General features: G+C 72.9%; 11 protein-coding genes. 5 read left to right on the forward strand and 6 right to left on the reverse strand.

Annotated elements, in window-relative coordinates; all coding sequences use genetic code 11:
• Positions 1-25 precede the first annotated feature (25 nt).
• The 3 genes from MHY49_RS17445 to MHY49_RS17455 form a co-directional block, all read right to left on the reverse strand.
• Positions 26-859, reverse strand: coding sequence for a PTS sugar transporter subunit IIA (locus MHY49_RS17445; protein WP_239206266.1), 834 nt, complete (start codon positions 857-859; stop codon positions 26-28).
• Between the two features lie 180 nt (positions 860-1039).
• Positions 1040-1867, reverse strand: coding sequence for an NAD(P)-binding domain-containing protein (locus MHY49_RS17450; RefSeq protein ID WP_239206268.1), 828 nt, complete (start codon positions 1865-1867; stop codon positions 1040-1042).
• A 95-nt stretch (positions 1868-1962) separates the two neighbouring features.
• Entirely contained in the window at positions 1963-2517 is a 555-nt protein-coding gene (locus tag MHY49_RS17455; RefSeq protein ID WP_239206270.1) for a helix-turn-helix domain-containing protein, read from the reverse strand.
• A gap of 46 nt (positions 2518-2563) precedes the next feature.
• Between MHY49_RS17455 and MHY49_RS17460 the strand changes: the two genes are divergently transcribed.
• Positions 2564-4000: an L-lactate permease gene (locus tag MHY49_RS17460; RefSeq protein WP_239206272.1), complete on the forward strand. Its 1437-nt coding sequence runs from the start codon at positions 2564-2566 to the stop codon at positions 3998-4000.
• A gap of 181 nt (positions 4001-4181) precedes the next feature.
• Complete coding sequence (locus MHY49_RS17465) at positions 4182-5192, forward strand: endonuclease/exonuclease/phosphatase family protein (RefSeq protein WP_239206274.1); 1011 nt, start codon at positions 4182-4184, stop codon at positions 5190-5192.
• Positions 5193-5631: 439 nt separating this feature from the next.
• Here MHY49_RS17465 and MHY49_RS17470 read toward each other — a convergent pair whose 3' ends face one another.
• Entirely contained in the window at positions 5632-5841 is a 210-nt protein-coding gene (locus tag MHY49_RS17470; protein ID WP_239206275.1) for a hypothetical protein, read from the reverse strand.
• A 230-nt stretch (positions 5842-6071) separates the two neighbouring features.
• On the opposite strand from MHY49_RS17470, the gene nagE reads away from it, so the two are divergent.
• Together nagE and MHY49_RS17480 are read left to right on the forward strand one after the other, a co-directional pair.
• Positions 6072-8051 (forward strand): N-acetylglucosamine-specific PTS transporter subunit IIBC, encoded by a 1980-nt coding sequence (gene nagE / locus MHY49_RS17475; RefSeq protein WP_239206277.1) that lies wholly within the window; start codon positions 6072-6074, stop codon positions 8049-8051.
• 160 nt (positions 8052-8211) lie between these two features.
• On the forward strand, positions 8212-9240 hold the full coding sequence (locus MHY49_RS17480; protein WP_239206279.1) for a YdcF family protein: 1029 nt from the start codon (positions 8212-8214) through the stop codon (positions 9238-9240).
• 113 nt (positions 9241-9353) lie between these two features.
• Here the strand turns inward: MHY49_RS17480 and MHY49_RS17485 are convergent, their stop codons facing one another.
• Positions 9354-10865: an aldehyde dehydrogenase family protein gene (locus MHY49_RS17485; protein ID WP_239206281.1), complete on the reverse strand. Its 1512-nt coding sequence runs from the start codon at positions 10863-10865 to the stop codon at positions 9354-9356.
• A 76-nt stretch (positions 10866-10941) separates the two neighbouring features.
• Here MHY49_RS17485 and MHY49_RS17490 point away from each other — a divergent pair, with 76 nt between their 5' ends.
• Complete coding sequence (locus MHY49_RS17490; protein ID WP_228356949.1) at positions 10942-11511, forward strand: YdeI family protein; 570 nt, start codon at positions 10942-10944, stop codon at positions 11509-11511.
• Between the two features lie 25 nt (positions 11512-11536).
• Here the strand turns inward: MHY49_RS17490 and MHY49_RS17495 are convergent.
• Positions 11537-12869, reverse strand: a 1333-nt coding sequence (locus MHY49_RS17495; protein ID WP_239206283.1) for a four-carbon acid sugar kinase family protein, incomplete at its 5' end; no start/stop codon positions are given.

Raw genomic sequence — 12869 nt, forward strand, 5'->3', positions numbered from 1 at the left:
AGGGGGGAGAGCGGGGGAGGGCCGGTCAGACGGCGTAGAGGCGGCGCAGGGCCGCGTCGATCTCCGCCTGCGAGGTGAAGTTCTCGATCACCTCGACGGGCACGCCCACGTCCCCGAGGGTCTGGGCGATCGCGCCGGAGGTCAGCAGGAAGTCGGCCTCCTTCGCGCGGCCCTTCGCGGAGATCGTGTCGGTCGCCTCGACCGTGAGGTACGGCGACCAGCCCCAGCGGTCCAGCACCTGTTCCGCGGTGTTCTTCAGGAACAGACTCGTGCCCAGGCCGTTCCCGCACACGGTGAGGATCAGGTTCTTCGAGGGGACGGCGTCGGCGCCGGCCTTCGTGGGGACGGCCTCCGACGGGGTCTGGGCGTCGCGATCAGCCGCGGCGGGCGCTGCGGTGTCGCCGTCGAGCGCCGCCAGGACCTCGTCGGCCGAGGAGGCCGTGTCCAGGGCCGCGCGGCGCCCCGGATCGGCCAGCGCCCCGGCGAGGGCGGCGAGGGCGTGCTGGTGGGCGGAGTCGTCGGCCGCGGCGAGACCCATGACGATCGTGACCGGGTCGTTGGACTCATGGCCGAAGACCACGGGGTCGGCGAGACGCACGAAGGACATGCCGCCGCGGGCCACGGAGTCATCGGGGCGAGCGTGCGCGAGCGCGAAGCCCGGGGTGATGACGATGTAGGGGCCGTGCTCCTCGACCGTGCGGATCATCGCGTCGGTGTAGGAGGCGCCGGCGATGCCGGCATCCGTGAGCAGCTCGCCCGAGGCGCTGATCGCCGCGCGCCAGTCCGCGACGGCGACGTCGAGGCGGATCGCGGAGGCCGGCAGCAGATCGGCGATCGCCGAGGGGGACGACGAGGGCATGAGGACCTCCGAGGAGTGAGAGGTGGGACGCGAGGGACGAGGAGCCGAGACGACGAGGCGCGCAGGCACGGGAGGGCGCCGGAGTGATGCAGCGTGCGCTCGAGGACTCGGAAGCCTGCGGCGAGCGTACGCGCGGGCGCGGCGGGTGGTCGAGGTCGAGCGGGCGTGGAGCGGGACGCCTCACCTCGCCCGTGCGCGCTCCAGCAGGGCATCGAGGGCGGCGTGCAGCGAGGCGGTGTTCCTGCTGTCCAGCCAGGTCTCGCGCAGCTGCTCGTTCAGGCCGCCCGGGGTCTCGTGGGCGCGGCGCAGAGCGGGAAGAGAGGTGTCCGCATCCGCGAGTGCCCCGGCAACCCCCAGATAGATGCCGCGGATCAGCGACTCCGCGTCGTGGGCGGGGACGCCCCGCTCGCCGAGCCACGCGGCGAGAGTCGCGAGGTATTCGACGTGGGTCGAGACGCTCGAGCTCACCACGGAGAACGCCGAGAACGCGTCCTCGTCGGGCGGGAGGACCACGCCGCCGAGCCCGTCGAACAGCGTCCGGGCGCGCGGGTCGTCGGGGTGCAGCGGGGTCGATCCGGCGCGACGTCTCACCGCGGGCATCGGGATGGTGCGCACGATCGTCGGCCCCTCGCCGATGCGCTCTCGCAGCGCCGCGATCGAGATGCCCGCGACGGCGCTGATCACGAGCGCATCGCGCGGGATGCGGAGCGCGGTCAGGGCCTCGTCGACGCTGGCGGCGGGCAGTGTCAGGAGCAGTGCGGACGAGGCATCGGCGACCTCCTGGTTCGTCGACGCGACGCGCACCCTCGACGAGCGCGCCGCGAGCGCGGACGAGCGCGAGGCGCTGCGCGGCGAGAGCACGACCGGCATCGTGGCGAGCGGGCCCTCCTCGATCGTGAGGAGGCCCTCGACGATCGCCTCGGCGATCTCACCGACCCCGATGACGCCGAGCGTCTCGATGCCCAGCAGGTCTGCGCTGCGGGCGGGCTGCGTGGATGCGTCGTGCATGCGGTCCCTCCTGGGGTCGAGATGCGTGTCGCCTGGCGATCGTCTTTCGTGGACGTGGACGTGGACGTGGACGTGGACGTGGGAGGCGGAGGTGATCAGCGCGGGCTGACGGTGAGCATGTGCAGGATGCAGGGCTCCTCGCCGGGGTTGCTCAGGCGGTGCTCGCGGTCGGCCCGCACGGTGAAGGTGTCCCCGGCCCCGAGCTCGTGGGACTCGTGGGAATCGCCCTCGGTCTCGAACACGAGACGCCCTTCCAGGATGTGCAGCACTTCCTGGGTGCGTCCGCGGTGGGCGGCGAAGCGCGTGGACGCCGCGCCCGCCGGCACCTCGTAGCGCAGCAGCTGGATGCCGGGGGAGGGCTGGGCGAGCGTGATGCGCGTGATCCCCGAGGCGTCCGTGTACCGGGTGGCGTCCTCGGCGCGCACCAGCTGGGACTCCGGCTCGTCGAGCAGCTCGCTGAGATCCACCGAGAGCGCCGAGGCGATCGCGAGGGCGTTGGCCAGGCTCGTGGACAGCGTGTTGTTCTCGATCCGCGAGAGGGTCCCGCGGGAGACCCCCGTGGCCTCGGAGAGTTGATGGAGCGTGATGCCGAGCTCCGCGCGGCGGGCTCGTATCGCCGGTCCCAGCCGACGGGCGCGTCTCGAGGTCATGGTCCGAGACTACAGACCTGGGTTGCGAGAACGAAACTAAGTGGGCATGATACGCAACGTGTCGATGTCCGCGCTGCTGCCCGTTCTCGCTCTCCTCCCCGTCCTCGTGACGATCGGTGCGATCGCGGCGCGCCGCTCGACACTCGTCGCGGCGCTGCTCGGACTCGGGACGGCGCTCGCGGTGGCGGCCCTGGCGTTCCCCGCCCCGGCCGCCCGGTGGAGCGGGGCCCTCGGGCAATGGCTCCCCGTGCTGCTCGAGGTGCTCGTGATCATCCTCGGCGGCCTGCTGCTGAGCGAGGCGATGGCGCGCACCGGACGACAGGAGCGCCTGGCCCGCTGGGTGGGCGGCGCGCTGGGATCCGGCCCCGGTGCCGCGCTCGCCGTGGTCCACGGGGTCGCTCCCTTCGCGGAGTCGGTCACCGGGTTCGGCATCGGCGTGACGCTTGCGATCCCCCTGCTGGTGCGCTGCGGGTTCTCCAGTCGCGCCTCCGCCGCCGTCGGGCTGCTGGGGCTGTGCGCCGTGCCCTGGGGGTCGATGGGCCCGGGGATGCTCATCGCCGCGCACCTCAGCGGGACCGGGTTCCGCGAGCTCGGCATCGCGACCGCGATCGCGAACGGCCCGGTGTTCGTGGTGGTCGGGCTCGTCGTCGCCCTGCTCACCGCCGAGCCCGGCCGGCGCGCACCCGCACTGCTCGCCGCGACCTGCTCGGGGCTCGTGCTGTGGGCGAGTGTGCTCGGGGTGAACCTGCTGGTGGGCACCGCACCCGCTGGCGCGTGCGGTGCGCTCGCCACCTTCGCCGTCCATCTGCTCATCCACCGACTGCGAGGGGCGCGACTGCACGCCGACGCGGGACTCGCCCGCGCCGTCGTCCCCTATGCGGTGCTGCTGGGCGGGGTGCTCGCCACGACCGCCATCCTCGCTCTCCTCGGCGCGGCCGACGGGCCCGGCCGCCTCCTCGGCTCGCCCGCGCTGTGGCTGCTGCTCGCCGTTCTCCTCACCACGAGGCCGCGGCTGCTGACGGAGATCGGGGCGGCGGCCGCTCGACGCTGGGTGCACGTGGGGCCGGCGAACGGGCTGCTCATGGTGCTGGGGATCGTCATGGCGACGAGCGGGATGGCGAGCAGCCTCGCGCTCGCCGCCTCCCACCTGGGACCGCTCTACGCGCTCGTGCTCGCGCCGGTGGGCGCCCTCGGCGGCTATCTCACGGGGTCCAACAGCTCGGCCAATGCCATGTTCGCCGCCCCGCAGGCGCAGGTCGCGCAGCTCGCGGGCATCCCGCTGCTGCCGGCGATCGCCGTGCAGAACGCGAGCGCGGGGATCTTCCTCATGCCCTCCCCCGCGAAGATCGAGCTCGCCGCGCAGCTGTGCCCCGATCCGCAGGAGGCGCGCCGCGCCCTGATGCCGGTGCTCTGCGCCGCCCTGCTCGCTCTCGCCCTGCTCACGGCGGGTCTGCTGGTGCTGCAGGGGATGGTCGAGGGGTGAACGCGAGCAGCGCGATTGCAACGCGACCGCGGGGCGCCGAAGGACGGTGAGCAGAAGATGCCCTGGCCATGACGGGTCGGAGAACTCTGGGGCCTCGGCGGGTGCGAAGCGCGACAGCGTGCCCGCCGCGCGGTGAAGGTGGAGGGGACACCCCTCCCTCGCCCCCTCCAGGAGCATCCCCATGTCCCGATCCGTCCATCGCCGCGCCCTCCTCACCGGCCTGGGCACGAGCGCCGTCGGCGGCCTCGGCGCCGTCGCGGCCGCCGGCCCCGCCTCCGCAGCGGGCGGCAGCACCGGCACCGCCGCAGGTTCCGCCGCCTCGACCGCTCCTGCCGGACATCACGGCAGGCCTGGCCACGGCGACGCGCCCCTCATCGGCCGCGCCCGCGGCAGCCGCCTCCACGTGATGACCTTCAACATCCGCATGGAGAACACCGCCCAGACGAAGCCCGGGGAGGCCGACCACTGGCCCGAGCGCGAGCCGATCCTCGTCGACCTGCTCGAGCGCGAGCAGCCCACGATCCTGGGCATCCAGGAGGGCAAGTACGGTCAGCTGGCGGCGATCGAGCAGTCCCTGCCCCATCACCGCATGATCGGTTACGGCCGCCAGGGCGGCAGCGCGGACGAGTACTCCGCGATCTTCTACGACCCGCGCCGCCTGCGCGTGCTCGAGTGGGACCAGTTCTGGCTCTCGGACACGCCGGACGTCATCGGCTCGGCCACCTGGGGCAACCGGGTCACCCGCATCGTGGTCTGGGCGCGCATGCAGGATCGGCGCACGGGCCGCGAGCTGGCCATGATCAACACGCACTTCGACCACGAGTCCGAGAACGCGCGCATCAAGAGCGCCCAGGCGATGGTCGACCTGTTCTCCGACGGCGCACTCGAGGGCCTGCCCGCCATCGTCACCGGCGACTTCAACTCGCCCGCCGAGGACTCCGGCGCGTACACGACCCTCGTGGGCGACGGGCCGATGCTCGACACCTGGGCCAGCGCGCGCAAGCACCTCACCCGCGACTGGGGCACCTTCCCCGGGTACGAGGACCCGGTCGAGGGCGGCGACCGCATCGACTGGGTGCTGACCACGGACGACGTCACGGCCCACGCGGTCGGCATCAACGTGCACCGGAGCCCGGCGGGCCGCTACCCCTCGGACCACGCCCCGGTCCAGGCCCTCATTTCGCTGCACTGAGACGGAGCGGGGACGGGATCCCGCTGCGCCGAGCCGGGGACGGGGCCGACGACCCGATCACGGACCGTCGGCCCTCCCTCCCCTCACCGCACCCGCACCACCAGCTCTCCGAGCGCGAGGGTCCCCGCGTCCCCGCGCAGCGCGGTCGCCGCGCGGCAGCGGCCGCGCAGCGCTTCCGCCTCTCGCGCCCGGAGGGCTGGTTGCTGGGGGTGGACGTCGGCCCCCAAGGCGGTGCGCGCGGTGCGGATGGACCTTGCCGGCAGCGCCGTTGAGCGGGTCGAGTGCGCGGTGCTTCGGCCGGGGGATCTCCGCGCCATGCACGAGCGGACGGCCGAAGCGGTCGGGCGCTGCCTGCAGGGGATCGGTGCCGAGAACCTGTGGGCGGGGACGCTCGAGGTGGACGGCCGCGTGCTCGTGCACTGATCAGGGGCCCGCCGCCTCAGAACTCGATCCGCAGGAAGCGCGGCCGATAGATGCTCGCGTCGGCGTAGAGATCGTCGGGCTCCAGGGAGTTCACGTCAAAGCTGACCAGCCGGCTGCGCCCGTCCCTCAGCTCCGGATGCTCGTGCGCGTTGTACGCGTAGACGCTCTCGCCCCCGTGGTGAACCGCTGCGGATCCGAGTCCCAGCGCAAGGCGACTAGAACCCACCGCAACTCGTAGCGCCCGCGCGAAGCGACCCGTGCGCCGTGACCCTCGACACCCCGGCCTTCGTGGTCGCCGATGAGTCCCCACGTCAGGGCGACGCGGGCCCATCGCGGCCCACCGAGCCCATCGCGTGCGACTGACCGATCCTGCACAATCGGACCCGATTCTGACCGTTCTGCCGTCCAAGTGCTCATGGCTGAGCAGCGCGGCGCACCTTCCCATGTAAGGCAACGATGAAGTTCTTCCAACGACTCGGCAGGTCCCTGATGCTGCCGGTGGCGGTCCTCCCAGTCGCCGCGATCCTCAGCGGCCTCGGCTACTGGATCCTCACGGCGACGGGCAACGACACCAACATCGCGGGCGTCTTCCTGAAGACCGCCGGCAGCGCGCTCCTGGACCACCTCCCGATCCTCTTCGCCATCGGCGTGTCGATCGGCATGGCCACCAAGCCCGACGGGACCTCGGCGCTCGCCGGCCTGGTCTCCTGGCTGACGGTGACCACGCTGCTGGACCCCGAGAACGTCGCCCTGTTCAAGGACATCGACGTCGCCCAGGTGAACCCCGCCTTCGACCAGATCGAGAACGTGTTCGTCGGGATCATCTGCGGCCTCATCGGCGCCTGGACGTACGACCATTTCAAGGACACGAAGCTGCCCGACGCGCTCTCGTTCTTCTCCGGCAAGCGCTCGGTCGCGATCGTCACCGCCGGCATCTCGCTCGTGCTCGCCCTGGTCCTCTTCTTCGTGTGGCCCCTGGTCTTCGGCGGTCTCGTCGCCTTCGGCGAGTTCATCCTGACGCTCGGCCCCGTGGGCGTGGGCATCTACGGCTTCCTCAACCGTCTGCTGATCCCGTTCGGCCTGCACCACGCCCTGAACTCGGTGTTCTGGTTCGACGTGGCGGGCATCAACGACCTCAACAACTTCCTCGACGCCAGCGGCACCTACGGCGAGACCGGCCAGTACATGGCCGGCTTCTTCCCCATCATGATGTTCGGCCTGCCCGGCGCCGCCCTCGCCATGTACACGACCGCGAAGACCAGCCGGCGCAAGATCGCCGCGGGCGTGCTGCTCTCGAGCGCGATCGCCTCGTTCTTCGTCGGCGTCACCGAGCCGCTCGAGTTCTCCTTCATGTTCCTGGCACCGGGCCTGTACGTGGTGCACGCCCTGTTCACGGGCATCTCGATGGCGATCACGGCCGCGCTTCCGGTCCGCATGGGCTTCGGCTTCTCCGCCGGTCTGCTCGACCTCGGTCTGGGCTGGGTGAACCCGATGGCCGAGAACCCGTGGGCGCTGCCCGTGATGGGAGTGTTCTGGTTCGTCGTCTACTTCCTGTCCTTCCGCTTCATCATCCGTCGCTTCGACCTGAAGACCATCGGCCGTGAGGACGGGGACCCCGAGGACGAGACGTCCGAGGACGCAGCGGGCGGGGCCACGGGCGATGCGAAGTACCTCGCCACGGCCACGGCCTTCCTCGCGGCGCTGGGCGGGCGCGAGAACATCCTCGATCTCGAGAACTGCGCGACCCGTCTGCGCATGCAGGTCGCTGACGCCTCCGTCGTCGATGAGGCCGCGCTCAAGCAGGCCGGCGCCGCGGGCACCATGAAGCCCGGTCGCGGCTCCGTGCAGGTCATCTACGGTCTGAACGTCCAGTTCGTGAAGGACGCGATGGACGACCTCATGAGCGGCCGCGCGCAGCCCGTGTCCGCGTCCGACGGCGGCTCCGCCTCCGTCTCGGCCGACGCCGCCTCCGGCTCGGCCGATGAGGCGGGCGCCGTCGCCACGGCGACCCGCACCACCCACCTGGTGCGGCTGCGACAGGCGCTCGAGGGCACCGCCGTGCCGCTCGCCGACGTCCCGGATCCGACCTTCGCGCAGGAGATCATGGGCCCCGGCATCGCTGTGCAGCCTCCCGAGGACCTCGCCGACGCCGTGGTCATCGCCCCGGCGGCGGGCACCGTGCAGCACGTCTTCGACACCGGCCACGCCGTCGCCCTCACCCTGGACGACGGCACGGAGGTGCTCGTCCACGTGGGGCTGGACACCGTCGCCATGCAGGGCCGAGGCTTCGAGACCCTCGTGGCCACGGGCGATCGCGTGGTCGCGGGCACCCCGCTGCTGCACGTCGACCTGGCGGCGGTGCGCGCGGACGGGCATCCCACGATCACCCCGATCGTCGTCCTGAACGACAAGGACGCCGCGGTCGAGCTCGTCTGAGGTCGAGCGGGCGAGGCCGTGCCCACGGCGGCCGGCCCGCCCGCTCACCCGTCGTCCCCCGCTCCCGTCGGCCCCGGGTCCGACCACGGGCAGAGGCCCGCGCCGCGCGATCCCCCTGGCAGGGGATGACCGGACGCCCGCGGGATGGGACTCTTGGAGCATGTCCCTCCTCCTCTCCCCGGTGCCGATCCTGCTCGTCGTCCTGCTGATCCTGTCCCTGCGAAGGGACGCGCGCTGGACGGGCAACGCCTTCCTGCTGTCCCTGACGGCGCTCACGGTCCTCTTCGCGCTGGCCGCGGGATCCGACAGCGCCGCGGGTGCCCTCGTGGGCGGGGTGCTGGTGCTGATCGCGGTCCTCTCCCCGCTGCTCACGCTCGTGCTCATCGGCTTCCTCATCGCCAACGGCGTGTTCATGATGCGCAAGGAGGGGCGGAGCCTGGGGAACCTGCTGTCCCTGCTGGCGGGCCTCGGACTGCTCGCCGTCATCGTCGGCGCCGCGATCTCGCTCCGCTTCGCCGCGGAGCATCCGTGGCTCTTCGTCGTCCTCACGTTCGTGGCCCTGCTGGGCACGTGGGCGGGATACGTGCTGACCTCGTATCTCGTCTACGACGTCGTCTACGCGTGGATCGCCTCCCGCACCTCCGCCCGCTACGTGATGGTGCACGGCTCGGGCCTCATCCGCGGGAGGGTCCCCAAGCTTCTCGCGAACCGCGTCGACGCCGGCATCGCGCACTGGAGGCGCGTGCGCGAGACCCACCCCGATGCGCTGCTCGTCCTCTCCGGCGGCCAGGGACCGGACGAGCCCCGCTCGGAGGCCTCGGCGATGGCCGAGTACGCGCGCGAGCAGGGCGTCCCGCAGGAGGCGATCGTGCTCGAGGACCGCTCCCGCACCACCGAGGAGAACCTGCGCAACACCCGTGAGCTGGTGGGGACCGTGCTCCCGGCCGACGGGCCCGGCCTCACCGTCACCAGCAGCTATCACGTGCTGCGCACGGCCGCCCTCGCCCGCCGCGTGGGCCTGGACGCGCAGGTCGCGCCCGCGCGCACCGCCGGCTACTTCTGGCCGAGCGCCTTCCTGCGGGAGGTCGTCGCGCTCGTGGCCCGGTACAAGATCCTGCACGTCCTGGTCGCCGCGATCGTGAGCGTGCCCCTCCCGCTGGTCATCGCCTTCGCCGTCATCAACGCCTGAGGCGAGCGGCAGGGTCGACGACAGGGCGCGGTCCGACGGCTTGGCTCCGTCCGACAGTCGGGCTCCGTCCGATAACAGGGCCCGAACCGGCGGAGTGGCTCGGTCCGTCGCCCTCAGCGGAGCCCGGAGAGCCTGCGCATCAGGGTCCCGCGCAGCTGCGAGAACGGCGGACGCATGAGCGCGAGCGTGTCCGGGACCAGGGGCTTCCGCAGCACCGGCTTCTCGTGGCTGAACCTCTCGTACGAGAAGCGCCCGTGGTAGGCGCCGATGCCGCTCCCGCCCACCCCGCCGAAGGGCAGCGTCGGCGTGGCGACATGGATCAGGCAGGCGCCCTCGACCACGCCGCCGGACGACGTCCGCTCCACGAAGGCATCGGCGACCTGCCGGGATGCGGTGAAGAGATAGAGGGCGAGCGGCTTCTCGCCGGCGCCGACGAAGGCGATCGCCTCCTCGGGCCCGCCGACGGGCACGATCGGCAGGATCGGCCCGAAGATCTCCTCGCGCATCACCGCCGGGGTGCTCTCCTCGGTGCGGGCGGCGCCGGGGGAGTCGGGCTCGTCCATCACCAGCACGGTCGGCGCGACGTACAGGTCCTCGCGGTCCACGGTCCCGCCGAGCGCGACGCGGCCCGCGCCCTTCCCGTCGGCCGCCTCGATGTATCCGGCGAGCCGGTCGAGGTGCCGCGGCGCGACGATGCGCCCGAAGTCGGGACTCCGCGAGGGGTCCTGGCCCCACAGCGCGGCGATCGCGCGCCGCAGGGCCGCGACCAGGGGCTCGACGAGCTCCGGGGTGGTGAGCACGTGGTCGGGCGCGACGCAGGTCTGACCGGCGTTGACGAACTTCGCCCAGGCCAGCTGCCGTGCCACCTGCTCGAGGTGCGCGGCGTCGTCGACCCACACGGGGCACTTGCCTCCCAGCTCGAGCGTCACCGGGGTCAGATGCCTCGCGGCGGCCGCCATGACGATCCGGCCCACACCGCCGTTCCCGGTGTACACGACGTGGTCGAAGCGCTCCTCGAGCAGCGCCGTGGTCTCCTCGACGCCGCCCTCGACCACGGGGTACGCCTGGGCGTCGAGGTAGCGGGGCAGCAGCCGCGCGAGCACTCCCGAGACCGTGGGCGTGACCTCGCTGGGCTTGAGCACGGCCGTGTCGCCGGCGGCGATCACCCCCACGAGCGGAGCCAGCAGCAGCTGCACCGGATAGTTCCACGGCGAGATCACCAGGACCGTGCCCAGCGGCTCGGGCACCAGGCGGGCGCGGGCGGGCTGGAGGGGCAGCGGCACCCCGGCCCGGCGCGGCCGGGACCAGCGCTCGAGCTGGCGCAGCGCCTCGTCGATCTCGCTCGTCACCGGGAAGATCTCGGTGAGGCGGAACTCCGTGGCGCTCTTGCCGAGGTCGGCGGCGACCGCCTCCTCGAGCTCGGCGTGGTGCGCTCTCAGCAGGGCGCGCAGGCCCTGCAGCTGCGCGCGGCGGAACACCAGCGAGCGGCTCGCACCACGGGCGAAGGCGGCGCGGGCGCCGTCGACGCGCGCACGGATCGTGGCGGGAGCGGTGGCGGGGACGGCGTCGGCCTCGCGCCGCGCACGGCGAGAGAGGGCGGGCGAGGACGTGGTGGTCGATGGCATCGGTGCCTCCTGGCGCTCGGTCCGCGCACGCGGACTGCGGCCCACTGTGCCACGGGCGGCATGGGAGGCTCTGCGCATGGCACCCGCTGAACTCCCGCCCCCGCTCGTCGTCGCCGACGCCGCGGCCTGGCGAGCATGGCTCGACGCCCACGAGGACACCTCCGAGGGCGTCTGGCTCCTGCTCGCGAAGAAGGGCGGCAGCGGGCCGACGACCCTCACCTACCAGCAGGCTCTCGAGGAGGCCCTGTGCAGCGGGTGGATCGACGGGCAGCGTCGCGCGCACGACGAGCACTCCTTCCGCCAGCGCTACACCCCGCGCCGCCCGCGCTCGATCTGGTCGCAGCGCAACGTCGACATCATCGGCCGGCTCGAGGCCGCGTCGCGGATGCGCGAGCGCGGGCGGGCGGAGGTCGAGCGGGCGAAGGCCGACGGGCGCTGGGACAGCGCCTACGCCGGGGCCGCCAGCGCGCAGGTGCCGCCCGCGCTCGCCGAGGCGCTCGCCGCCTCACCCCGGGCCCGCGCAGCGTTCGACCTGCTCACGGGCAGTGCCCGCTATTCCGCCCTGCACCCGATCCTGAGCGCGACCCGCGAGGCGACCCGCCGCACCCGCATCGCCGCGCTCGTCGAGAGGCTCGAGAAGGACTGACGGCGCGGGCGGTGGGCCGACGGACTCAACCGGTGATGCCGACGGCCTCGAGAACCCTGACGAGCGTGTCCTGGTCGCCCACGTTCCCGGGGACCACGATGTACAGCAGCTCGCGGCCGTCCCGCGCGCTCAGGCACCAGGCCGAGACCCCGGGCAGGATCTGGCCGAGCACGTGCGCGGTGCGCGCACCGAGTCCCCTGCGCGCGACCTCCGCCGAGGTGATCCCGCCCTTCGAGATCACCGTGCCCACGCGCGGCAGCAGGTCCGCGACGGCCGTGGTCAGCGCCGCCATCACCCGTTCGCCGTGATCGAGCGTGCCGTGGCTCGCGGAGCGCTGCCGCTCGGTCGACAGCAGCAGGAGGAGCGCGGCGTCGTCGGCCGGGACGGTCCCGGTGGCAGGGGCGGCAGTGGCAGCACTGGTGGCGGTGCCGACCGAGACGACCGCGTCCGCGGCCGCGTGCCCCGCCGTGGAGGGATCCGCGAGGGCCGCCTCGGTGCCGACGAGCGCCGGCTCGCCGAAACGCCGCGTGACCTGCGCGAGCTGCGCCGTCGCGCCCGCCGTGTGCGAACCGCAGACGAGCAGGGTCCCGCCCGTCGGCCGCTCCAGGGGAAGCGGCAGCCGACCCTCGCTCGCGACCCCCGCGAGGTGGGCCGCGAGAGGGGAGGCCGAGCGCACCACGATCCGCGTGCCGTGTTCCGCCGCCGCGTCGACCGCGCCGGCGATCAGCTTGATGTCCTCGTCGGTCACCGCATCGGGCAGGACCACGGTGCCCGCCTCGGCCGCGGTCAGTGCGTGTTCGAGCGCTCCCGCGCGCACGTCGGCGAGGGGCACGGGGACGCCGGGACGGCCCGAGGAGCGCTCCACGTAATCCGGCAGGTATCCGGTGGTGAAGCCGAACACCGGATCCTCGGCGTACTCCGTCTCGTGGGCCGGCAGGTCCTGGCCGTCGATGCGCACCAGGTGCATGCCGTCGCGGGTGGTGCGCCCGCCGTCGGGGAAGGCCGGGACGAACAGCATGACGGCATCCTCGAGGAACACCTCGGTCTCGGCGAACACGTGCCCGCGCAGCGTCGAATCTCCGCGCAGCACGAACCGCACCTGCTCACCGGACCGCTCGGCCACGGCGATCCCCGCCGCCCGCACACGCCGGGCCAGGGCGACGGCCTCGTCCGGGGGCAGGGCGCGGCTGTTCGTCTGCACGTACACCGAGTCCGCTCCGGTCAGGGCCTCCTCGAGATCCCGCTCGAGCGTCGCCGCGGAGAGGTCCAGCAGCACGGTCACGCCGGTCGCGGACTGCGTGCCCGTGGGGTCGTCGTCCAGGACGATGGTCTTCATGGGGTCCTCTCGGGGTGGGTTG

The sequence above is a fragment of the Brachybacterium sp. ACRRE genome (genome assembly GCF_022346485.1).
Lineage (GTDB): Bacteria > Actinomycetota > Actinomycetes > Actinomycetales > Dermabacteraceae > Brachybacterium > Brachybacterium halotolerans.

Excerpts from the sequence above, each read along its gene's own strand:
- MHY49_RS17445 (WP_239206266.1), bottom strand. The coding sequence starts at position 859 with ATGCCCTCGTCGTCCCCCTCGGCGATCGCCGATCTGCTGCCGGCCTCC.
- MHY49_RS17450 (WP_239206268.1), bottom strand. The coding sequence starts at position 1,867 with ATGCACGACGCATCCACGCAGCCCGCCCGCAGCGCAGACCTGCTGGGC.
- MHY49_RS17455 (WP_239206270.1), bottom strand. The coding sequence starts at position 2,517 with ATGACCTCGAGACGCGCCCGTCGGCTGGGACCGGCGATACGAGCCCGC.
- MHY49_RS17460 (WP_239206272.1), top strand. The coding sequence starts at position 2,564 with ATGATACGCAACGTGTCGATGTCCGCGCTGCTGCCCGTTCTCGCTCTC.
- MHY49_RS17465 (WP_239206274.1), top strand. The coding sequence starts at position 4,182 with ATGTCCCGATCCGTCCATCGCCGCGCCCTCCTCACCGGCCTGGGCACG.
- nagE (WP_239206277.1), top strand. The coding sequence starts at position 6,072 with ATGAAGTTCTTCCAACGACTCGGCAGGTCCCTGATGCTGCCGGTGGCG.
- MHY49_RS17480 (WP_239206279.1), top strand. The coding sequence starts at position 8,212 with ATGTCCCTCCTCCTCTCCCCGGTGCCGATCCTGCTCGTCGTCCTGCTG.
- MHY49_RS17485 (WP_239206281.1), bottom strand. The coding sequence starts at position 10,865 with ATGCCATCGACCACCACGTCCTCGCCCGCCCTCTCTCGCCGTGCGCGG.
- MHY49_RS17490 (WP_228356949.1), top strand. The coding sequence starts at position 10,942 with ATGGCACCCGCTGAACTCCCGCCCCCGCTCGTCGTCGCCGACGCCGCG.